The organism is Sphingomonas sp. BK481, from assembly GCF_014194875.1.
Classification (GTDB): Bacteria; Pseudomonadota; Alphaproteobacteria; order Sphingomonadales; family Sphingomonadaceae; genus Sphingomonas; species Sphingomonas aerolata.
The window spans coordinates 64,451-86,173 of sequence record NZ_JACIAP010000001.1 but is presented as its reverse complement, the minus strand read 5'-3'; the positions used below and the strand labels follow the sequence as shown (position 1 = coordinate 86,173).

General features: G+C 68.4%; 16 protein-coding genes. 6 read left to right on the top strand and 10 right to left on the bottom strand.

The window, feature by feature from the left end; genetic code table 11:
- Positions 1–45 precede the first annotated feature (45 nt).
- On the bottom strand, positions 46–387 hold the full coding sequence (locus FHY04_RS00365; RefSeq protein ID WP_037530490.1) for a hypothetical protein: 342 nt from the start codon (positions 385–387) through the stop codon (positions 46–48).
- A 72-nt stretch (positions 388–459) separates the two neighbouring features.
- The gene (locus FHY04_RS00360; RefSeq protein ID WP_183935045.1) at positions 460–1,719 is read right to left on the bottom strand and encodes a multidrug effflux MFS transporter; all 1,260 of its coding nucleotides are present in this window, start codon (positions 1,717–1,719) and stop codon (positions 460–462) included.
- Positions 1,720–1,860: 141 nt separating this feature from the next.
- On the opposite strand from FHY04_RS00360, the gene FHY04_RS00355 reads away from it, so the two are divergent.
- The gene (locus FHY04_RS00355; RefSeq protein WP_183935044.1) at positions 1,861–2,817 is read left to right on the top strand and encodes an isopenicillin N synthase family oxygenase; all 957 of its coding nucleotides are present in this window, start codon (positions 1,861–1,863) and stop codon (positions 2,815–2,817) included.
- Positions 2,818–3,264: 447 nt separating this feature from the next.
- On the opposite strand, the gene FHY04_RS00350 is transcribed toward FHY04_RS00355, so the two are convergent.
- From FHY04_RS00350 to hflK, 5 genes are all read right to left on the bottom strand, one after another.
- Complete coding sequence (locus FHY04_RS00350) at positions 3,265–4,497, bottom strand: M20 family metallopeptidase (RefSeq protein WP_183935043.1); 1,233 nt, start codon at positions 4,495–4,497, stop codon at positions 3,265–3,267.
- 561 nt (positions 4,498–5,058) lie between these two features.
- Complete coding sequence (locus tag FHY04_RS00345; RefSeq protein ID WP_183935042.1) at positions 5,059–6,708, bottom strand: helicase HerA-like domain-containing protein; 1,650 nt, start codon at positions 6,706–6,708, stop codon at positions 5,059–5,061.
- A 110-nt stretch (positions 6,709–6,818) separates the two neighbouring features.
- Complete coding sequence (locus tag FHY04_RS00340) at positions 6,819–8,384, bottom strand: Do family serine endopeptidase (RefSeq protein ID WP_183935041.1); 1,566 nt, start codon at positions 8,382–8,384, stop codon at positions 6,819–6,821.
- Positions 8,385–8,489: 105 nt separating this feature from the next.
- Positions 8,490–9,356 (bottom strand): protease modulator HflC, encoded by an 867-nt coding sequence (gene hflC / locus FHY04_RS00335; protein WP_031395778.1) that lies wholly within the window; start codon positions 9,354–9,356, stop codon positions 8,490–8,492.
- Positions 9,353–10,519: a protease modulator HflK gene (gene hflK / locus FHY04_RS00330; RefSeq protein WP_183935040.1), complete on the bottom strand. Its 1,167-nt coding sequence runs from the start codon at positions 10,517–10,519 to the stop codon at positions 9,353–9,355. The genes hflC and hflK overlap by 4 nt, the downstream gene beginning before the upstream one ends.
- A gap of 69 nt (positions 10,520–10,588) precedes the next feature.
- On the opposite strand from hflK, the gene FHY04_RS00325 reads away from it, so the two are divergent.
- The 4 genes from FHY04_RS00325 (at position 10,589) to FHY04_RS00310 (ending at position 13,115) form a co-directional block, all read left to right on the top strand.
- Positions 10,589–11,539: an Mrp/NBP35 family ATP-binding protein gene (locus tag FHY04_RS00325; RefSeq protein WP_183935039.1), complete on the top strand. Its 951-nt coding sequence runs from the start codon at positions 10,589–10,591 to the stop codon at positions 11,537–11,539.
- 141 nt (positions 11,540–11,680) lie between these two features.
- The gene (locus FHY04_RS00320; protein WP_183935038.1) at positions 11,681–12,124 is read left to right on the top strand and encodes a CoA-binding protein; all 444 of its coding nucleotides are present in this window, start codon (positions 11,681–11,683) and stop codon (positions 12,122–12,124) included.
- A 76-nt stretch (positions 12,125–12,200) separates the two neighbouring features.
- A complete protein-coding gene (locus FHY04_RS00315; protein ID WP_107931843.1) occupies positions 12,201–12,539 on the top strand; it encodes a hypothetical protein in 339 nt (112 codons plus the stop codon).
- Positions 12,540–12,659: 120 nt separating this feature from the next.
- Positions 12,660–13,115, top strand: a complete 456-nt coding sequence (locus FHY04_RS00310; RefSeq protein ID WP_183935037.1) for a hypothetical protein — start codon at positions 12,660–12,662, stop codon at positions 13,113–13,115.
- Between the two features lie 500 nt (positions 13,116–13,615).
- On the opposite strand, the gene FHY04_RS00305 is transcribed toward FHY04_RS00310, so the two are convergent.
- The gene (locus FHY04_RS00305) at positions 13,616–14,905 is read right to left on the bottom strand and encodes a homoserine dehydrogenase (protein ID WP_159512341.1); all 1,290 of its coding nucleotides are present in this window, start codon (positions 14,903–14,905) and stop codon (positions 13,616–13,618) included.
- 98 nt (positions 14,906–15,003) lie between these two features.
- Between FHY04_RS00305 and FHY04_RS00300 the strand changes: the two genes are divergently transcribed.
- On the top strand, positions 15,004–17,751 hold the full coding sequence (locus FHY04_RS00300) for a [protein-PII] uridylyltransferase (RefSeq protein WP_166746977.1): 2,748 nt from the start codon (positions 15,004–15,006) through the stop codon (positions 17,749–17,751).
- Positions 17,752–17,961: 210 nt separating this feature from the next.
- On the opposite strand, the gene FHY04_RS00295 is transcribed toward FHY04_RS00300, so the two are convergent.
- Entirely contained in the window at positions 17,962–20,781 is a 2,820-nt protein-coding gene (locus tag FHY04_RS00295; protein WP_183935036.1) for a TonB-dependent receptor, read from the bottom strand.
- A gap of 334 nt (positions 20,782–21,115) precedes the next feature.
- The gene (infC, locus tag FHY04_RS00290) at positions 21,116–21,646 is read right to left on the bottom strand and encodes a translation initiation factor IF-3 (RefSeq protein ID WP_031396176.1); all 531 of its coding nucleotides are present in this window, start codon (positions 21,644–21,646) and stop codon (positions 21,116–21,118) included.
- Between the last annotated feature and the right edge of the window lie 77 nt (positions 21,647–21,723).

The window sequence follows — 21,723 nt, the reverse complement described above, 5'->3', positions numbered from 1 at the left end:
GCGTGTGGGGATCGCTGCCGCACGCGCGTCGGGGGATCGCAGGGATCAGGGCTTCAGCGCGACGTCGTCGGCATCGTCCAGTTCGTCATCGTCGATGCTGCCATCGTCGAGCTCGTCCTGAACGTCGTCCTCGTCGATATCGTCCTCGTCCATCGTCACGGTCGAATCGGTCTGGCCGACCGCTTCCGAATCCATGTCGATGTCGTCGATCGGCTCGTCCTCGTCGTCGTCCGTGCCCAGATCGGGGCTCAGATCGGTGACGATCGCGCCGTCGACCGGGCCGCTGCGCGTCGCCTCGAGGATCTCGGCGCGCTGGCTCTCGTCATAGCCGTCCTCGTCATACCCGTCGTCGCCCGTGCCCATGCCGGGAACCTGATGTCCGCCCATGCTATCGCTCCTGCTCAGGCCGCGTCGTGCGGTCTCGCGTCAAGGAACGGCGGGCACGCGTGCCCGGTTCCGTCACTCGGCCGGTTTGACGACGATCGCAGGCCGGAACAGGCGGCCCCGTTCCGTCAGCGCGACGACTGCCAGCGCCGCGAGCCCCGCGAGCAGGAAGCCGAGCACCAGCGGCACCGTCGTCCCGTCGAACGCCTGGCCGATCACCGCGCCGATCACCGCGCCCGCGGTGACGCTGACGAACCCCTGCACGCTCGACGCGGTGCCGGCGATCCGCCCCATATTCTCCATCGCCATCGCCGAGAAGTTCGACGTCGCCAGCCCGAAACAGCCAAGCGTCAGCGCCTGGAACACCGCAAAGCTGGTGAGCGATTCCCAGTCCGCCTCGATCGCGCCCAGATGCACCAGCGACACCAGGATCAGCCCCGACAGCGCGCAGTGGCTGATCAGCCGCGTGCCGAGCTTCATCACGATCCGCGAATTCATCAGATTGGCCGCCGCCATCGTCACCGAGGTGACGGCGAAGATCAGTGCGAGCAGGTCGGGCTTTGCGAACACGTCCGCCATGATCTGCTGGATCGAGTTGAGATACCCGTACAGCGACCCCATCAGCGCGGTCGCCGCCAGCGTATAGCCGAGCGACAGCCGGTCGCTGAGCGTCTGCCGCCAGTCCGACAGGATCCGCGCCGGCGTGATCGGCAGGACATTCTCGGGCGCCAGCGTCTCGGGCATCCGGACCCAGAACCAGGCGAGCACGACCAGCGTCAGGCCTGCGATCACCCAGAAGATCGCGCGCCAGTCGCCGAACTGCAGCACGCTCCAGCCGAAGGTCGGCGCCAGGATCGGCACGATCATGAACACCATGAACGCGATCGACATCACCCGCGCCATCGCACGCCCGTGATAACAGTCGCGCACCAGCGCGATCGTCGCGACCCGCGCCGCGGCGATCACCGCCCCGCCTGCGACCCGCGCGATCAGCAGCAATGTGAAGCTCCCCGCCAGCGCGCAGGCGACATTGGCGAGCGCATACAGCCCCAGCGACCAGAGCAGCACCGTGCGGCGCCCGAACCGGTCGGCGAGCGGCCCGTGGACGAGCTGCGCGACGCCGAAGCCGATGACGAACGCGGTCACGATATATTGCCGGCTGTTCTCGCTCGCGATCCCCAGCGACTCGCCGATCGCGGGCAGCGCGGGCAGCATCGAATCGATCCCCAGCGCGGTCAGCGACATGAGGGCTGCGACCAGCGCCACGAACTCGACAAAGCCGATCGGCGCGCCGCGCATCGCGGGCGCGTCGGATACTGGGGTTTCTGCGGTCATGATGCGGCGCCCTACCGCGTTATCGCTACCTACGAAACCCGCTATCCGCCCCGCCACAGCCACCACGCGAAATCCCGCCAGGCAATTGGCACCGCCCCCCCGCGTCGCTATATCGACGCTCCCCTATCCGGACATCCTTCCATGCTCGACAGCCCCGCCGCCCAGGTTCCCACACTCAGCCTCGCCGATCAGACGCACGACCCCGATGGCTTTGCCGCCGCGCTCGGCAACTCGTTCGAACGCTTCGGTTTTGCGATCGTCGCCGATCACGGAATCCCGACCGAGCTGATCGACCAGGCCTGGGCCGAGACCAAGGCGCTGTTCGAGTTGCCCGAGGACGAGAAGCGCGGCTATTTCGCCCCCGGTGGCGGCGGCGCGCGCGGCTACACCCCGTTCAAGACCGAGATTGCCAAGGACGCGAAAGTCGTCGACCTCAAGGAATTCTGGCATGTCGGCCGCGAGCTCCCCGCCGGCCACCGCTACGAGGCGCAGATGTCGCCGAACGTCTGGCCGACCCGGCCCGAGGGCTTCAAGCCGGTCTTCCTCGACCTGTTCAAGGCGTTCGACACCGCGGGCGACAAATTGCTCTCCGCGATCGCGCGCCACCTGAAGCTCGCGCCCGACTGGTTCGACCCCGCGGTCAAGGACGGCAACAGCGTCCTGCGCCTGCTCCACTACCCGCCGATCCCCGCCGATGCCGAGGGCGTCCGCGCCGGCGCGCATGAGGACATCAACCTCATCACCCTGCTGCTCGGTGCGGAAGAGGCGGGCCTCGAGCTGCTCGACCGCGCGAACGGCCGCTGGCTATCGATCAAGCCGCCCGAGGGCGCGATGGTCGTCAATGTCGGCGACATGCTCCAGCGGCTGACTAACCACGTCCTGCCCTCGACCACGCACCGCGTCGTCAACCCGCCGCCCGAGCGCCGCGGCCATTCGCGCTACTCGATGCCCTTCTTCCTGCATCCCGCGCCGGATTTCCTGATTCAGACGCTGCCGGCGACGATCACCGCGGAAAACCCCAACCGCTACCCCACCCCGATCACCGCGCACGACTATCTCTACGAACGCCTCGTCGAGATCGGCCTGATCAAGAAGTAACCGCCCCCGCGCGCTACCACCCCGGCGAAGGCCGGGGCCCAGTTGGGGAACGGCAATAACCGCGGACACCGCTCCGTTCCGCCGACCTCTTCACCTGGACCCCGGCCTCCGCCGGGAAGGTGCGACACGTACGACCGGCCCGCCCCCCGCCACCACCCCGGCGAAGGCCGGGGCCAATCGGGGGACGGCAGTAACCGCGGACACCGCTCCGTTACGCGACCTCTCCACCTGGCCCCCGGCCTCCGCCGGGGCGGTGCGACACGTGCGTCCGGCCCGCCTACCTCCACCACCCCGGCGAAGGCCGGGGCCCAGTTGGGAGACGGTGATAACGTGGGACACCGCTCCGTTACACAGCCCTCCCACCTGCGCCCCGGCCTTCGCCGGGGAGGAGCAACAGGATGGCGCGCACGCTCCCCCGGATCAGTCCGGCGGAGCGCACGCCCCCCCTCAATCGAACCCATTCGCCAGAAACCGCTCCGCCACCGCGCAGTGCACCGCGATCCCGTGCGCCATCACCCGCTCGTCGATCGTCATCTTCGTATTGTGCAGCGGCGGGTTGGTCCGCGGGTCGCTCCCCTCGGGCGCCGCGCCGATGAACGCCATCGCGCCGGGCAGCTTCTGCAGCACGTAGGAAAAGTCCTCCGCGCCCATCATCGGCGGCATCACCTGATACGCGCCCTCGCCGCCGATCGTCGTCGCCACCGCCTTGATCAGCTCGGTCGCGCGCGGATCGTTCACGGTGACGGGATAACCCTGCTCGATCGTCGGCGTCCCGACCGCACCATGCGCCGCGGCGATCCCCTCGACCATCCGCACGAACGCCGCGCGCAGCTGTTCGCGCGTCCGCTCGGACAGCGTCCGCATCGTCCCCAGCATCTCGACGCTCGACGGGATGACGTTGTGCGCGCTCCCCGCATTCAGCTTGGTGATCGACAGCACCGCCGGATCGGTCACCGCCACCTGCCGCGCGACATAGGTCTGCAGCGCGGTGACGATCTCGCATGCGATCGGCAGCGGATCGAGGCAGTCGTGCGGCATCGCCGCATGCCCGCCGCGCCCGGTGATCGTCGCGCGCAGCGTGTCGGTCGACGCCATCAGCGTCCCCGACCGGCTGACGACATGCCCCATCGGCATGTTGGGCGAGATGTGCAGCGCGAACCCCGCCTCGGGCAATGGCGCGTCGAGCAGCCCGTCGGCGATCATGTGCCGCGCGCCGTGATGCCCTTCCTCGCCCGGCTGGAACATGAACACGACCGTCCCCGGCAGATCGTCCCGCCGCGCGCACAAGGCCTTGGCCGCCCCGACCAGCATCGCGGTATGCGAATCATGCCCGCACGCATGCATCGCCCCGTCGACCTTCGACGCGAACGGCAGCCCCGTCTCCTCCTGCATCGGCAGCGCGTCCATGTCGCCGCGCAACAGCACGGTCCGCCCATTGCCCCCCGCGGTGCCGCCACCCCGCCCGCCGCGCAGGATCGCGACGAACCCGGTCGTCGACGTCCCCTCGCGGATCTCGAGCGGCAGCCCGGCCAGCGCCGCCTTCACCTTGTCCGAGGTGCGCGGACAGTGCAGCCCGACCTCGGGATCCGCATGGATCGCGCGCCGCAACTCGATCGCCGCATCCAGACTCTCCTCACCGATCGCGGCCCAGTCGGTGGTGGATTCGAAATCGAGCGACATGATCGGGTACCTTTGCAAGACGTGGTGCACCGGCCCGGCCAACGCCCGGCCCGTGCCGATGCCGCCCTATACCACAGCACCCCACCCCCTCCACCACCCCGCTCCCCCCTTGTGTCCCTGCAAAGGCGGGGACCCAGTCTGGGCACCCGCCTTCGCGGGTGACCATGGGGGAGGACACGCCACCCCCCAAAGAGCGCCACCACCCCGGCGAAGGCCGGGGCCCAGTTGGGGGACGCCAGTGATGCAGGACAGCGCTCCGTTACTCCAACCTCCCCAACTGGGCCCCGGCCTCCGCCGGGGTGGTATGCGCGAGATCACACGCCCCCGCTCCCCGTTGTGTCCCCGCGAAGGCGGGGACCCAGTCTGGGCACCCGCCTTCGCGGGTGACCATGGGGGAGGACACGCCAGCCCCCCAAAGAGCGCCACCACCCCGGCGAAGGCCGGGGCCCAGTTGGGGGACGCCAGTGATGCAGGACAGCGCTCCGTTACAGCGACTCCCCAACTGGGCCCCGGCCTCCGCCGGGGTGGTAACTGGAGGAGCCGAACCGCACCCCACCCCCATCACCCCCGAAACAACCCCCCCAGCACCCCGCGCAGCACGCTCCCCACAAGCCCACCCCCCGACGCCCCGGCGCGCGACCGCGACCGGCTCCGGCTGGTCGTCCCGAACACCTGTTTCCCAATTTCGTTCGCCACCTGCCGCCCGATCGACGAGCTCGCCGCCCGCGTCGCGGACGACGCCATCTTCGCCCAGGGCGAATCCGCCGCCTCGCGCTCGGCCGCCCGCTCAACCCGCTCCGCCTCGCGCTCCGCCGCCCGAGCCTCGCGCGCCGCCTTCGCGTCGAGCTTCGCCTGCGCCACCGCCGCCTTCTCCGCCGCGGTCGTCGCCTTCGCCTCCGCCGCCGCCGCGCTCGCCGCTTCGGTCTTCGCCGCGAGCAGCTCCTCCGCCGACTTGCGATCCACCAGCGTGTCGTATTTCGCCCCGATCGCATCCGTCTCGATCATCACCGCGCGCTCGGCGGGCGTGATCGGCCCCACCCGCGACACCGGCGGCTTGATCAGCGTGCGCGCAACCGGCGTCGGCGACCCGTCCGCCTGCAACAGCGACACCAGGGCCTCGCCCACCTTCAGCTCGGTGATCGCGGTCGCGACATCGACCCCCGGATTCGCCCGGAACGTCTCCGCCGCGGAGCGCACCGCCGCCTGGTCGCGCGGGGTGAACGCGCGCAGCGCATGCTGCACCCGGTTGCCGAGCTGCCCCGCAATCGTCTCGGGAATGTCGATCGGGTTCTGCGTGATGAAATACACGCCCACGCCCTTCGACCGGATCAGCCGCACGACCTGCGCGATCGTGTCGAGCAGGGCCTTGGGCGCGGCATCGAACAGCAGATGCGCCTCGTCGAAGAAGAAGCACAGTACCGGCTTGTCGGGATCGCCGATCTCGGGAAGCTGCTCGAACAGCTCGCTCATCAGCCACAGCAGGAACGTCGAATAGAGCTTCGGGCTCGCCATCAGCTTGTCCGCGGCGAGGATGTTGACCAGCCCCCGCCCCCGGTCGTCGACGCCGATGAAGTCGCGCAATTCGAGCGCGGGCTCGCCGAAGAAATGCTCCGCGCCCTGGCTGCGCAACTGGAGCAGCGCCCGCTGGATCGCGCCGATCGACTGTTTCGACACGTTGCCATAGGTCGTCGTCAGCTCGTCCGCCCGCCCCGCGCATTCGCTCAGCATCGCCTGCAGATCGTCGAGATCGATCAGCAACAGCCCTTCCGTATCAGCGACGTGGAAGGCGATCGTCAGCACCCCCTCCTGCACCTCGTTAAGATCGAGCAGCCGCGCGAGCAGCACCGGCCCCATCTCGCTGATCGTCGTGCGGATCGGATGCCCCTGCTCGCCGAACAGGTCCCAGAACTGCACCGGCGTGTCGGCATAGGCCCAGCCGTCATCGCCGATCGCCCTGGCGCGCTCGGCAAAGATCGCATGCGTCTTCGCGGTCGGCGACCCCGCCATGGCGAGCCCCGACAGATCGCCCTTCACGTCCGCGACGAAGCACGGCACGCCGTTTGCCGAAAACCCCTCGATGATCCCCTGCACGGTCACGGTCTTGCCCGTCCCCGTCGCGCCCGCGATCAGCCCGTGCCGGTTCGCGCGTCTGAGCTCGAGCGTCTGCCGCGTACCGTCCGCGCTCGCGCCGATGAAGATGCCGTCGCCCATGCTGCTATGTCCTCGCTGTCGATCCCGATCCTAACCCCGCGCCCCGCAAAGAAAAAGGACCGCCGCTCGGGTGAGCGACGGTCCTTCGGGACACGCGAGTGTCGGGTGGATTACTTGATCTTGACCGGCAGGAACTGCGCCGGCCCGCGCCCGCGCTTGACCTGCAACAGCACCTGCGGGCGCCCGGCGGCCTTGGCCGTCGTGACCGCGCCCTGCATCTCGGTTGCGCTGCGCACCGGCGTGCCGTTGACCGAGATGATCACGTCGCCGCGCTTGAGCTTGCCGAACGCATCGCTCGTCTGCGCGACCGCCGCGATCACCACGCCCTGCGTGCCCGCCTCGACGCCGACCGCCTGCGCGATCGCCGGGGTCAGCGGCTGGACGCCGATCCCGAGCGCCGCACCCGCGGTGGGTGCCGCGCCGGTCGCTGCGTCATCGTCATCGCCGTCGTCGGTGCCGAAGCCCTGCGCGTCGCCGCCCAGCGTCGCCGCCAGCTTGTCCGCGCTCGGCCGCGGTACCACGACCACGTTCGCGCTCGTCGGCTTACCGTTGCGCAGGATGTCGAGCCGCGCGGTCTGGCCGGGCTTCACGTTCGACACGAGATAGGACAGCGACTGGTCGACCGTGACCACCTGGCCGTTGACCTTGGTCACCACGTCGCCCGCGCGCACCCCGGCGCGCGCCGCAGGCCCGCCCGCGGTGACGTCGTTGATCAGCTCGCCCTGGTTCTTGGCGATGCCGAGCGCCGCTGCGGTATCCTCGTCGATCGTGCCGCCACGGCCCAGCGTCACACCGATATAGCCGCGCTCGATCGTGCCACCCTTCATGAAGGTCGCGATGATCGGCTTGGCGGTCGCCGCGGGGATCGCGAAGCCGATGCCGATATTGCCGCCCGACTGGCTGAAGATCTGCGAATTCACGCCGATCACATTGCCGTTCAGGTCGAACATCGGCCCGCCCGAATTGCCCTGGTTGATCGACGCGTCGGTCTGGATGAAGCGGTCATACGCGCCGCCCTGCCCGGTGACGCGGTTGATCGCCGAGATGATCCCCGCGGTCACCGTGCCGCCCAGCCCGAACGGCTCGCCGATCGCGACGACCCAGTCGCCGACGCGCGCGCCGTTCGAATCGCCGAACTTGACGAAGGGCAGGTTCGGCGCGTCGATCTTCAGCAGCGCCAGGTCCGATTCCTGGTCCTTGCCGATGACCTTGGCGACATATTCCTTCTTGTTGCTCAGCGTCACGGTGATCGAATCGACCGTCGCGCCCTGCGCGCCCGGCGAGATCACGTGGTTGTTGGTGACGACATAGCCGTCCGCCGAGATCAGGAAGCCCGAGCCGAGCGACGCGCCCTCGCGCTTGACCGGCGGGCCACCCTGCGGACCGCCGCCCATGCCGCCGAACAGCTCGCCGAACGGCGTGCCCGCGAACGGATTGGCCTGCTGCTTCTGGACGATCGTCTGCTTGGTCGAGATGTTCACGACCGCGGGCTGGAGCCGCGCGACCATGTCGGCAAAGCTCATCGGCGCGCCGGGCTTGGGCACGACCGCCTGGATCGCGCCGGGTTCGTTCTGGGCGACCTGGCCGGTCCCCGAAGCGGTGCCGGGCTGGAGCGCGAGCGTCGCGGTCGCGCCGCCGAGCAGTAGAGCGCTGGTAATGGCGTAGGCGTAACGCACTGGATATTGTCCTCTCGTTTCATCGTCCGAAACCGGGGTTTCATCGCCGATTACGGCTGAACGACGCTTGAATATGAACGGGTGTTCAGAGCAAGCTCACGGGCTTTAACGCCCGCGGCCCTCGAATTCCCGCAGATAGCTGTTGTTCGGCGAAAGAATTATCGACGTCGATCCTTCAGGTGCCGGACCGCCATCTGCCCCGAACGTGTGCCGGTAGGACTGCATCGCCCGGTAGAAGTCGTAGAAGTCGGCATCCTTGCCAAAGCTCTCGGCATAGATCTTCGCCGAATCGGCATCCGCCTGCGCACGCACGATCTGCGCCTGCTTCTGGCCCTCGGCCCGGATCGTGATCGCCTCCTGCTGGCGTGCGCTCGACATGCGCTTGAGCGCGCTTTCGAGCGGCAGGCCGACGGGCAGGTTCGCCTGCTTGATCCGCACGTCGACGATCTCGACGCCGTACTGGCTCGCGACGCGCTGCAGCCCGGTCTGGATATTGTCCATCAGCTCGGACCGCTCGGGGCTGAGCAGTTCGACGAAGCGCCGCTTGCCCAGCTCGTTGCGCAGCGCCGAGCCCAGGATCGGGCGCAGCTGGTCGGGGATGCGTTCCTCGCTGCCGACCGCGTTGCGCATCTTGCGCGGGTCGACGACGCGGTAGCGCGCATAGGCATCGACCTCGAGCCGCAGCTGATCGGTCGACAGCACCAGCGTGTTGTCGAGCTCGATGTCCTGCACGCGCTTGTCGATCCACACGATGCGGTCGATGAACGGCACGCGTGCGATCAGCCCCGCGCCGGTCTGGCCGAAGGGCTGGCCGGGCGCATAGGCGTTGACCGTCCGGATCGGCTGGCCGAACCGCAGGATCACCGCCTGCTGCGTTTCCGGCACGATCGCAAAACTCGCCGCGGCAAGGATCACGAGCACCAGCGCGATCGCGCCCGCGATCAGCGGGTTACGCCAGGTCAGGCCGTTCACTGGGCGGCTCCCGGCTGGGCGCCGGCCGCGGCCGCAGCCGGCGCGGGCGTCGCCGGCTGGGCGGCGCGCGGCGCGACCTCCGGATCAGCGAGCCGCTTGCCGTTGCGCAACGGCAGATAGGGGACGACGCCGCCCGGGGTCTCGACGATCGTCTTGTCGCTCTTGGCCAATACCGCTTCCATGGTCTCGTAATACATCCGTCGACGCGTCACCTCGGGGGCGAGGCGATATTGTTCATAGACCTTGTCGAACGATGCGGCCTCGCCCTGCGCGCGCGCCACGACCTGCTGCGCATAGGAGCGCGACTGGTTGAGGTTGGCGATCGCTTCCTGCTGCGCCGCGGTCACCGCGTTGAAGTCCTCGACGATCTGCGCGGGCGCGGCGGCCTGTTTGATCGCGACGCCCTGGATGCGGACGCCCGACTTATAGTCGTTGAGGATCTGCTGGGTCAGCTCGGCGACGCGCTGCTCGATCACCGTGCGGCCCGTGCCGATCGCCTGTTCGAGCGTCGTCGTCGCGACCACCGCGCGCATCGCGCTCTCGGCCGCGGCGCGCACCGTGGTGTTCGGCTCGGCGAGCTGGAACACGTAATCGCGCGGATCGGCGATGTCCCAGCGCACCGAATAGGCCAGGTCGATGATGTTCTGGTCGCCGGTCAGCGTCAGATTCTCGCCGTCGCCGACGGGGAAATTGTCGGTGCGGATATTCTGCACGTCGACCACCTCGACGCTCGCGATCGGCGCGGGCGGGGTCAGGCGGATGCCCGGGTCGAGCGTGCCGGCATATTTGCCGAAATAGGTGACCACGCCGCGCTGCTGCGGCCCGATCTGGTGGAACGAGGTGAACAGCAGCCACAGGACCACGATCACCGCCACCGCGATCGCCCACAGCGCGCGCGCATTGGCGCCCGTCGGCAGGCCGCCGAATCCGCCGCCGCTGCTGCCGCCGCCGCCACCGCCGCCCGAGACCCGCGCCTTTTTCAGGAATTCGTCGAGCGCGCTCGGCTTGCCGGTCGGCTTGCGCCCGCCGGGGGGCAGCGCCCAGGGATTGCGGGGGCCGCCGCCCTCGCCGGCATTGTCGTCACCCGAGCCGCCCCAGGGGCCCTTTGGCGTTTCGACGGCGAGAATGGGGGGACGCCGGAGCCAGCGCGTAAAGATCGTCATCCAACCTTTATAGGTGTGCCATCGCGGAAAAACAGTGCCAAGCGCCCGCCACGGGCCTATCTGGCGGCGATGATCGACATTGAAGCGGTAAAGGCGGCGATTGCCGCAGTGGCGGGCCCGCGCGCCACGGTGCGACTCGAAGGAACCCGGCTCGGCGTGGTCGTCGATGCGACCGGCCTCGACCCCAAGGCGCGCGACGCGCTCGAGGCGACGGTGAAGATGGCCGCGACCGCGCCGGGCGTCGGCGAGGTGCGCGTGGTCATGACCGCCGAACGCACCACCCGCCGGCTGATCGCGGTCGCCAGCGGCAAGGGCGGGGTCGGCAAGTCGACGCTGTCCGCCAACCTCGCCATCGCGCTGTCCAGGGCCGGGCGCCGCGTCGGCCTCGTCGACGCGGACATCTACGGCCCGTCGCAGCCGCGGCTGATGGGGGTCGAGGGCACCCGCCCGACCGCGAAGGACAAGGTGCTCGACCCGGTCCCCACCCCCTACGGCGTCCCCCTCCTGTCGATGGGCCAGCTCGTCGATCCCGGCCGCGCGCTCGCCTGGCGCGGGCCGATGGCGGCGGGCGCGCTCGGCCAGCTGGTCGAGGCGGACTGGGGCGCGACCGACACGCTCGTGCTCGATCTTCCCCCCGGCACCGGCGACGTCCAGCTGACGATGGTCCAGAAATACCGTCCCGCGGGCGCGATCATCGTCTCGACCCCGCAGGATCTCGCGCTGATCGACGCGCGCCGCGCGATCGACCTGTTCGAGAAAGCCGGCATCCCGATCATCGGACTGGTCGAGAACATGGCGGGCTATGTCTGCCCGCATTGCGGCGAAAGCTCGGATCCGTTCGGCAACGGCGGCGCCGAGGCGGCGGCGCGTGAGCTCGGCATCGCGTTCCTCGGCCGCGTCCCGCTGACGCTGTCGATCCGCACCGCCTCCGACGCGGGAACGCCCCCCGCGGCCGAGCCCGACGACGTGATCTTTGCCGCCCTCGCCGCTCAGGTCGTCGCATGGATTGGAAAAATGTGAAACGTTTTGGGGCCCGCGCCGTTGTGCTGTTACCGGTCGTGCCTGGCGCGTAGAGCTACGGCACGAGCGGACCAGGATTCCAGCCACCCGACCGGTCTATGTACAGACCCGGACGGGTGCTCTCCCGAAGAGGACGCCGCGATGCCTCTTACCGCCGATCCCGATATCAAAGCGCTGCTCGAAAACGCGCGCACGATCGCGCTGGTCGGCGCCTCCGACCGCCCTGACCGCCCCTCCTACGGCGTGATGGCGCGGATGCAGGCGCACGGTTACCGCGTCATCCCGGTCAATCCGCAGATCACCGGCGAACACATCCATGGTGAATTCGTCTTCCGCGAACTCGCCCAGCTCGGCGACCAAATCGACATCGTCGACATCTTCCGCAATTCCGCCGCCGCGGGCGAGGCCGTCGACCAGGCGATCGCAATCGGTGCCAAGGCGGTCTGGCTCCAGCTCGGCGTCATCAACGAGGACGCCGCCGCCCGCGCCGAAGCCGCCGGGCTTCAGGTCGTCATGGACCGCTGCCCCGCGATCGAGATCCCCCGGCTCGGCGTCGCCAGAATAGATCCGGATCCGACCGACTGACGCTTGCGGCTCGCCTGCGCGTGCGTCACCCTCGCGACGAGCTTCGTATCGGCCCATCGCGTATCGGGGACAGGTCATGTTCGCCTTGCTTCTGGCTCTTGCTCAGGACCCGCTGCTCGCCAAGGCCAGCGAGCGACTCGCCGCCGAACCCCGCTGCGTCGTCGATCCCGCTTCGACCGACATCACCGTCTGCGGCCTTCGCCAGGCGGATCGGTTCCGCGTGCCGTTCGTCGAGCACGATCCCGGCGATCCGCGCCACGAAAGCCTCGCCGCGGAACGCGTCCGGCTGCTCAACGCGCGCACCCCGGTCCAGGACATGGGCCCGTTCCAGGTCGGCGGCGGCATGGCCGGCGTGTCGGTCGGCGTCGGCGCGGCGGGCGTCACCGCCGGCGGCCTCCGCAAACCCGCGCCCTGACCCCCGCGCCATCACGCCCCCGCCATCAGCCCCCCGCCATCTGGACAGTGGCAAGACGCCCCGATCGGGTCCATGCTCGGGCGATGCCCATGATCACCGCAAACCGTTGAGGCGCCGTCGATGATTCTCGTCACCCTGCTCGCGCTCGCACAGGCCGGCGCTACACCTGCGGCCAAGCCCGCCGCCACACAGGTATCGTCCGCCCCGACCGAGAAGAGCTGGTCGATCCTCAATCCCCCCGACTGTCCGGTGGTGAAGGAGGGCGACAAGACGATCACCGTCTGCGCGCCCGGCACCCAATCGGGCCCGCGCCTCCCGCTCCCCGACTGGGGCCCGCCCGACCGCCCCGTCGCCTCCAACCCGAACATGACCGCGATCCGCGCATTGTCGCTCGAGGGAACGCCCTGCGCCGCGACCCAGAGCGGCTGCCAGTCCGGCTTCGGCCCCCCGATCGCCCCCCTCGTCGCCGGCGCCGTCGCGCTCGCCAAAAGCGCCTTCGCCAAAAAACCCGACAAGACCGGCCGCATCGCCATCGACCTGTCCGACCCCACGCCGCCGGCCCCCGCCAGACCGTAACCCACCCCGTCATCCTGACGAAAGTCAGGACCCAGAGCCAAGCAGCGCCCCGCCCCGCCACGCGGGGTCCCGGGTCAAGCCCAGGATGACGGCGGGGGCGGCCGCCACGCACCCCAACCCCGTCATCCTGACGAACGTCAGGACCCAGAACCAAGCAGCACAGCGCCCCACAACTCTGGATCCTGGGTCAAGCCCAGGATGACGGAAGGGAGCGGCCGCCACCACCCGCCCACAACCCCGTCATCCTGACGAACGTCACGACCCAGAGCCAAGCAGTGCAGCGCCCTGCAACTCTGGATCCTGGGTCAAGCCCAGGATGACGGAAGGGAGCGGCCGCCACCACCCGCCCACAACCCCGTCATCCTGACGAAAGTCAGGATCCAGAGCCACACAGTGCAGCCCTCCGCCACCCTGGGTCGTGACCTTCGTCAGGATGACGGCAACCGGTGGGGCATCCGGCGGCAGGCCCGTCGCCCGTCACCATCACCCCACCCCCAAAATCACCCCAGAATATGCATCCACAACGGCTGCCCAACCAGACTCTGCGACCCCCGCAATTTCTCCAGCGCCTGCGCCACAGAGCGTTCCGGCCCCTCATGCGTCACGATCGCGACGAGCACGCTGCCGTCCGCCATCGCGCCGCGCTGGATCAAGCTCTCGATCGAGACGCCCGCGTCGCGCATCGCCGCGGCGATCTCGGCCAGCACGCCGACCCGGTCCGCGACCGTGAAGCGCAGATAGGCGCGCCCGCGCCGCTCGCCGCTGTCCGCGGTCGCCGCCGCGACCAGCGACGCCGCCGGCATTGCATAGGGCGGGCCATATTCACCGCGCGCGATGTCGATCAGGTCCGCGACCACCGCGCTCGCGGTCGGCCCGTCGCCCGCGCCGGCACCCTGGAACAGCAGCCGCCCGACGAAATTGCCCTCCGCAACGACCGCGTTCAGCGACCCCGTCACATGCGCGAGCGGATGGTCGACCGGTACCAGATGCGCATGCACGCGCTGGAACAGCCCGTCGGGCCCGTCCTCCGCCAGCCCGAGCAGCCGCACGCGGTAGCCCAGCGCCGCCGCCTCGGCGATGTCCGCGCCCAGCAGGTGCCGGATGCCGCTCGCCGCGACCGTGTCGAACGCCGGCCGTGTCCCGAACGCGATCGAGGCGAGGATCGACAGCTTGTGCGCGGCATCCACCCCGTCGATGTCGAAGCTCGGATCCGCCTCGGCAAAGCCCAGCGCCTGCGCCTCGGCGAGGATCTCGGCGAAATCGCGCCCCTCTGCCTCCATCTTGCTCAGGATGAAATTGCACGTCCCGTTGAGGATGCCGTAGACCCGCCCGATCGCGTTCGCCGCGGCGCCCTCGCGCAGGCCCTTGATCACCGGGATCCCGCCCGCGACCGCCGCCTCGAACTTCAGCGCAACGCGCGCCGCCTCCGCCGCGGTCGCCAGCTCATAGCCGTGATGCGCGAGCATCGCCTTGTTCGCGGTCACGAACGACTTGCCCGCGGCGAGTGTCGAGCGCGCGAGCGTCAGCGCGGGGCCGTCCGATCCGCCGATCAGCTCGACGACGACATCGACGTCCGCCTGCTGCGCCAGCGCGGTCGTATCGTCGACCCAGGCGAACCGCGTCAGATCGACGCCGCGATCCTTGTAGCGGTCGCGCGCCGACACCGCGACGACCTCGATCGCGCGGCCGGCCCGTCTGGCGATCAGCTCGCGGTTCGCGTCGAGCAGCCGGATGACGCCGCCCCCCACGGTTCCCAAGCCCGCCAGTCCCACGCGCAACGCTTCGCTCATCGTCTTCCTTTCGCCAAACCCGCGCGAAGACCTAGGGTTCGGGAAGGATTCCCGCAATCAAGATGACGAATGGCGCCGCGCGCCCTATCTGGTCCCGCATGACCGGCCGCTTCGATCACCTGCCCAACCGCCGCGCGATCATCGATCGCCGCGCGGTCGCCGACACCATCGCCGCGCTGGACGAGACCGACCCGGTCGCGCTCGGCCGCCAGGCGACGATCCTGCTCAAGGCCGCGCTCGACGCGGGCCGGGTCGAGGTCGCCAAGCGGCTCGCCGAACATCCCAGCCGCGGGCTCGAGGTGTCGAGCGCGCAGGCCTATCTGATCGACCAGCTGCTCCGCCTGCTGTTCGACTTCACCACCACCCGGCTGCACCCCGCGCCCGCGCCCACCCCCGACGACCGGCTCACGCTGATCGCGGTCGGCGGCTATGGCCGCGGCGAGATGGCGCCGCATTCGGATGTCGATATCGGCTTCCTCACGCCGGGCAAGCAGACCCCGCGGGTCGAGCGCATCATCGAATCGATGCTCTACACGCTCTGGGATCTCGGGCTGAAGCTCGGCCAGTCCAGCCGCTCGCTCGACGAGATGATCCGCCAGGCCAAGGCCGACATCACCGTCCGCACCGCCCTGCTCGAGGCGCGCTACGTCACCGGCGACATGGATCTCTATGAAGAGGCCTCGCGCCGCTTCAAGGTCGAGGTCCAGGCGGATACCGCGCGCGCGTTCATCGCCGACAAGCTCGTCGAGCGCGACCTGCGCCACCGCAAGATGGGCGACACGCGCTATGTCGTCGAACCCAACGTCAAGGAGGGCAAGGGGGGCCTGCGCGATCTCCACGCGCTGTTCTGGATCGGCAAGTATATCTACGACGTCCAGCGCGCGGCGCAGCTCGTCGATGTCGGGCTGTTTACCAAGGCCGAATATCGCCTCTTCCACCGCGCCGACAATTTCTTCCAGGCGGTGCGCTGCCACCTCCACAGCATCACCGGTCGCGCCGAGGACCGGCTGACCTTCGACGTCCAGCGCGAGATCGCCGACCGGATGCGCTTCTCCGACCGCCCGGGCAAGCCGAAGGTCGAGCGCTTCATGCATTTCTACTTCCTCCAGGCGAAGACCGTCGGCGACCTGACCGGTGTCTTCCTCGCGCATCTCGACGAGAAGTTCGCCGCGCGCGGCCGCCGCTTCGGGCTGCCGACGATCCGCCGCAGCCCGCGCCGGCTGAACGGCTTCGTCCTCGACCGCGGCCGGCTGGCGCTGCCCGACGACGACTTCTTCCGCGCAAGTCCGGTCCGGCTGATCGAGATCTTCCAGCTCGCCGACCGCAACACGCTCGAGATCCACCCGCTCGCGATGCGCGCGGCCGCCCGCGACGTGAAGCTGGTCGACGACATCCGCGACGATCCGACCGCCAACGCGCTGTTCCTCGACGTGCTCAGCTCGCCGCGCGATCCCGAACTCGTCCTGCGCTGGATGAACGAGACTGGCGTCTTCGGCCGCTTCGTGCCCGATTTCGGCCGCGTCGTCGCGCAGATGCAGTTCGACATGTACCACCACTACACCGTCGACGAACACACGATCCGCGCGCTCGGCCTGCTCGCGCGGATCGAGAATGGCGCTTTGAAGGACGACCATCCGCTCGCCAGCGCGATCTTCCGCCAGATCGTCTCGCGCCGCGTCCTTTATGTCGCGGTGCTGCTCCACGACATCGCCAAGGGCCGCGGCGGCGATCATTCGATCCTCGGCGCGGAGGTCGCGCAGCGCCTCTGCCCGCGCTTCGGCCTGTCGCCGGCCGAGACCGAGACCGTCGCCTGGCTCGTCCGCTGGCATCTGCTGATGTCCGCGACCGCGTTCAAGCGCGACCTGTCGGACTTCAAGACGATCCTCGACTTCTGCGACGTGGTGCAGAGCCCCGAGCGGCTGCGCCTGCTGCTCGTCCTCACCATCGTCGATATCCGCGCGGTCGGCCCCGGCGTCTGGAACGGCTGGAAGCGGCAATTGCTCGGCGACCTCTATGAATCCGCCGAGGAGGTGCTCCGCCTCGGCCACAAGCAGAAGGGCCGCGCGGAACGCATCGCCGCCAAGCACGAGACGCTCCACGCCGATCTCGGCTGGAGCGACGCCGAGTTCGCCGCGTTCGTCCGCCGCATGCCCGAGGCCTATTGGATCGCCGAGCCCGAGGACGTGCTCGTCCACAATGCCCGCTTCCTCGCCGGCACCGGCGACGCGCAGCTCGCGATCGACGCGCATGTCTATCCGGGCCGCGGCGCCACGCTCGTGACGATCTACGCCGCGGATCATCCCGGGCTCTTCTACCGGATCGCCGGCGCGATCCATGTCGCGGGCGGCAACATCATCGACGCGCGGATCCACACCACGCGCGACGGCATGGCGGTCGACAATTTCCTCGTCCAGGACCCGTTCGGCCGCCCGTTCGACGGCAGCGAACAGCTCGCCCGGCTGAAGACCGCGATCGAGGATGCGCTCGCCAACCGCGGCAAGCTCGCCGACCGCCTCGTCGCCAAGCCGCTCCCGCGCGCGCGCGCCGAGGCGTTCGACATCGTCCCCAACGCGATGATCGACAACCGCGCCTCGAACCGCTTCACCGTGGTCGAGGTCAACGCCCGCGACGGCCCCGCCTTGCTCAACCGGCTCGCCCAGGCGCTCTTCCAGTCGAAGGTGACGATCCACTCCGCGCATGTCGCGACGTACGGCGAACGCGCGGTCGACACCTTCTACATCACCGACCTCACCGGCGACCGCATCACCGCCCCCGCCCGGCTGAAGACGCTCGAACGCCGCCTGCTCGCGGCGGCCGCCGGCAAGGAACTCGACCTCGCCGCCTGACTAATCGTCATCCTCCCCCTCCCGTCATCCCCCTTTTCTTTTCGTCATCCTGACGAAAGTCAGGACCCAGAGCCACAAAGGCCACCCCCCGTAACCCTGGGTCCCGGGTCAAGCCCGGGATGACGGAAGGGCGCGACCCTCCCCGCCACAAACAAGAAAGGCCGGCCCGCTCTCCCGAGCGGACCGGCCTTCCCTAGCGACGTCGAACGCTCAGAACCGCGTCCGCACCGTCAGCCCATAGGTCCGCGGCTCGGCGAGGTACGAGGTGAAGATCTGGTTCCCCACCCCGCCGAACGCCTTCACCTGGTCGAGATTACCAGCACCCTGGAACGGCGCGTTGAAGCCGACCTGCTGGTAATCGGTGTCGAGCAGGTTCTGCGCCCACAGTTCGACCGCCCATTTCTGCGCCGGCCCGCGGATGCCGATCCGCGCGTTCATCAGGAAGAAGCCGTCCTGCGTCTTCTCGGTGAACAGGTCCGACCCGGTGTTATAGTCGCTGGTCATGCGGCCATCGATGTAGAACAGCCCGGTGATCCCCGACGACCCCAGCTCGGGCGTCCACGTCCCCGACGCGGTGACCGTGTGCTTGGGCGCGTTCGACAGCGTGTTGCCCGACAGCAGGAACAGCGCGGGGTCGAGTGCCTCGCCCGTCTCCGACCCGACCAGGTTGTTCTTGAAGGTCGTGTCGACATAGGTGTAGCCGAGCGACACCGCGACGTCGCGGACCGGGAACAGCCCCGCCTCGAGCTCGACGCCCTGCGACCGCACGCCATATTTCACGTCGCCGGTGCACGCGCCCGTCGCCGCGCTCGCATCGCGATCCGCGCCGTTCAGGCTGGTGTCGCACGAGCTGATGTTCTGGACGATGAAGTTGGTGCCGTTGAACGTGTTCAGCTGGAAGTTCTTGAACTCCTGGCGGAAGCCCGCGACGTTGAAGGTGAACTGCGCGGACGTGAACTTCAGCCCCAGCTCATAGGAATTGACCGTCTCGGGATCGAACCGCAGCCGGCTCGCGCTCGCATTGGTCGGCGACGCGAAGACGTTCGCGGTCAGATCCGACCGGTCGAGGTTATAGCCACCCGCCTTGTAGCCGCGCGAATAGGACGCATAGAGCAGCGTGTCGGTGCGCGGCTTGTACGACACGATCCCCGTGCCGCTGAACTCGCCTTCCTTGAACCCGTCGTTGAGATCGAGCCCGTTCAGCGCCGAAGTCGAATTGCCCGTGCAGGTCAGCGTGACGATCCCGCCGACCAGCGTCTTCAGGCTGGCGGGCACCGCCGCGCTCGCCAGCAGCGGGCTCAGTGCCGCCTGCTGCGCGGGGCAGACGGTGTTGTTGTTGTTGAAATCGGCGTGGAAGTCCTTCTGCTCATGCGTGTAGCGAAGCCCGCCGGTGATCGACAGCTTGTCGGTGACCTTGAAGATGTTGTGCGTGAAGAACGCGTAATTCTCGCTGTCCTGATAATAGGTCGACCGCTGGTCGCCCAGATTGTTGAGCGTGCTCAGCCGGTCGATGCCGCTCAGGATGGTACCGGTCAGCGCGCCGAAGGCGGGCTGCGTGCCCGGAACCTGTCCCGACAGGACCGCACGTCCCGCCGCGCTGAGGCAGCCCGGATTGGCCGGATTGCGCAGCGCCGCCGCCGGGTTGACCGTCGCGACGATCCGGCACGCGGCGAACGCGCCATATTGCGTTCCGAACTTCAGATTGTCCGCGACGACCAGGTCTTCCTTCGAATAATAGCCGCCGACCAGCCAGTCGAGCTTGTCGTCGAACAGCGACCCGTTCAGCCGGACTTCCTGGCTGAAGGTGTGGAACTGGCGATAGCTGTTGCCGTCGTCCGCACGGTAGCCGATGTCGAGATTGCCGTAATCGATGTCCGCCGCGCCGCCCGACTTGTACTCGCGGTACGCGGTGATCGAGGTCAGCTGCGCAAAGCCGAGGTTCGCGTCGATCTGGCCCGAACCGCCATAATCCTTGGTGATGTTCGAATAGGCGCGGCCCAGCGTGTTGGCGATGCGGCGGTTATACGGGTCGCCCTGGCTCGGGAACACCGCGCCCATGCTCTGCATGACCTGCTGGATGCGGTTGCCCGCGGGGTTGATCGCGAAGTCGCCCGCGACGCCCGGCGTCGGATCGATCTTCTCGCGCGTGTCGATATAGACCGCACCACAGCATTTCTCGTCACGCCGCGTGTAATCGCCGATCAGCCGCACCGACACGTCGGCGCTCGGCTCGAACAGCAGCTGCCCGCGCACGAAATAACGGTTGCGGTCGTTGTAATCGGTCTGGTTGATGACGTCGTAGTAATAGCCGTCGCGCTTGCCGAACACGCCGTCGAGCCGGAACGCCAGCTTGTCCTTGATGATCGGCCCGGTCAGCCCGCCCGCGATGCGGATATTGTTGTAATTGCCATAGGTCGCGTCGCCATAGCCGCCGAACTGGTAGGAGGGCAGCTTGGTCAAGATGTTGATCGTGCCCGCCGATGCGTTGCGCCCGGCCAGCGTCCCCTGCGGCCCGCGCAGCACCTCGATCCGGTCGACTTCGCCGAGATCGTTCAGACCCGACCCCGTGCGACTGCGATAGACGCCGTCGATGAACACCGCGACCGAGCTTTCGAGGCCGGGATTGTCGCCGACCGTGCCGATGCCGCGGATACGCGCCGAGGCGTTCGCCTCCGAGCCCGTCGACGAGATCAGCAGCGACGGCGCGAGCTGGGTCATCTGGCGGATGTCGGTCGCACCTGAATTCTGCAGCGCGGCCTGGCCGACCGCGGACACCGCGATCGGCACGTTCGACAGCCGCTCGGAGCGGCGCGTCGCGGTGATGACGATGTCACCCGCATTGATCGGCTGGGGATTCGCGTTCTCGGCAACCGGCTGCTGCTGCGCATCGACCGACGCGGCGGCGGTACCCGATGTATTTGAGGGTACGGTCTGCGCCTCGGGCTGCGTCGTCGGGACATCCTGTGCGAAGGCCGGCGCCGCGATCGCGATCGTCGCGGCGGCAGACAACAGATATGCGGTCATGCGCATGGGCATCTCTCCTGGCGGCTTCGAATTATTTCGAATTTCCGGTTTGGTCAGGAGGTAATTGGAATTTTCATGCAGCGTCCACCGATTTCCGTATGCGGAAGTAACTTTCCGGTCGCTGTGTCGCACTTCCGCAACACCGAGCAATAACACCGCGTGATAGCCCCGAAATCGATGCATCGCGCCCAGGCGGTTCGACCGCGGCGATTGACGCTACGGAAAGGGTCATGGTGACCTACACCCCAACGCAAACGGCCCACCGCCCCGGATAGGGGGCGATGGGCCGGTCGCTATCGTCGTATCGCGTCCCGCATCGCGGGGCCGCGTCGTCACGCCGTTACTTGGGCGCGAGCACCATCAGCATCTGACGGCCTTCCATGCGCGGATACGCCTCGATCTTGGCGATCTCCGCAACGTCGTCCTGCACGCGCTTCAACAGGTTCATGCCCAGCTGGCCATGGCTCAGCTCGCGGCCACGGAAGCGCAGCGTGATCTTGACCTTGTCGCCCTCGCCGATGAAGTCGTTCACCTTCTTCATCTTCGTGTCGTAATCATGGTCGTCGATGTTCGGACGCATCTTGATCTCCTTGATCTCCTGCGTCTTCTGCGACTTGCGTGCGAGGTTCGCCTTCTTCTGCGCCTCGTACTTGAACTTGCCGACATCGAGAAACTTGGCGACGGGCGGATCGGCGTTGGGCGAGACCTCAACCAGGTCCAGACCATGCTCGGCCGCCTGCTCGATCGCTTCGCGCGTGTACATCACGCCCAGATTCTCGCCCTCGTGATCGATCACGCGGACCTTCTGGCTCTGGATGAATTCGTTGAATCGCGGGCCGTTCATCGCGGGCGTCTGCATGGGCCGGCGCATCGTGGGAGGACGTATGGGGGTTGCTCCTGTTGTTTCTGACGAAGTATTTGGGCCGGCTTATAGCGCAGAAAGCTCTG

Excerpts from the sequence above, each read along its gene's own strand:
- FHY04_RS00365 (WP_037530490.1), bottom strand. The coding sequence starts at position 387 with ATGGGCGGACATCAGGTTCCCGGCATGGGCACGGGCGACGACGGGTAT.
- FHY04_RS00360 (WP_183935045.1), bottom strand. The coding sequence starts at position 1,719 with ATGACCGCAGAAACCCCAGTATCCGACGCGCCCGCGATGCGCGGCGCG.
- FHY04_RS00355 (WP_183935044.1), top strand. The coding sequence starts at position 1,861 with ATGCTCGACAGCCCCGCCGCCCAGGTTCCCACACTCAGCCTCGCCGAT.
- FHY04_RS00350 (WP_183935043.1), bottom strand. The coding sequence starts at position 4,497 with ATGTCGCTCGATTTCGAATCCACCACCGACTGGGCCGCGATCGGTGAG.
- FHY04_RS00345 (WP_183935042.1), bottom strand. The coding sequence starts at position 6,708 with ATGGGCGACGGCATCTTCATCGGCGCGAGCGCGGACGGTACGCGGCAG.
- hflK (WP_183935040.1), bottom strand. The coding sequence starts at position 10,519 with ATGACGATCTTTACGCGCTGGCTCCGGCGTCCCCCCATTCTCGCCGTC.
- FHY04_RS00325 (WP_183935039.1), top strand. The coding sequence starts at position 10,589 with ATGATCGACATTGAAGCGGTAAAGGCGGCGATTGCCGCAGTGGCGGGC.
- FHY04_RS00320 (WP_183935038.1), top strand. The coding sequence starts at position 11,681 with ATGCCTCTTACCGCCGATCCCGATATCAAAGCGCTGCTCGAAAACGCG.
- FHY04_RS00315 (WP_107931843.1), top strand. The coding sequence starts at position 12,201 with ATGTTCGCCTTGCTTCTGGCTCTTGCTCAGGACCCGCTGCTCGCCAAG.
- FHY04_RS00310 (WP_183935037.1), top strand. The coding sequence starts at position 12,660 with ATGATTCTCGTCACCCTGCTCGCGCTCGCACAGGCCGGCGCTACACCT.
- FHY04_RS00305 (WP_159512341.1), bottom strand. The coding sequence starts at position 14,905 with ATGAGCGAAGCGTTGCGCGTGGGACTGGCGGGCTTGGGAACCGTGGGG.
- FHY04_RS00300 (WP_166746977.1), top strand. The coding sequence starts at position 15,004 with ATGACCGGCCGCTTCGATCACCTGCCCAACCGCCGCGCGATCATCGAT.
- FHY04_RS00295 (WP_183935036.1), bottom strand. The coding sequence starts at position 20,781 with ATGCGCATGACCGCATATCTGTTGTCTGCCGCCGCGACGATCGCGATC.
- infC (WP_031396176.1), bottom strand. The coding sequence starts at position 21,646 with ATGCGCCGGCCCATGCAGACGCCCGCGATGAACGGCCCGCGATTCAAC.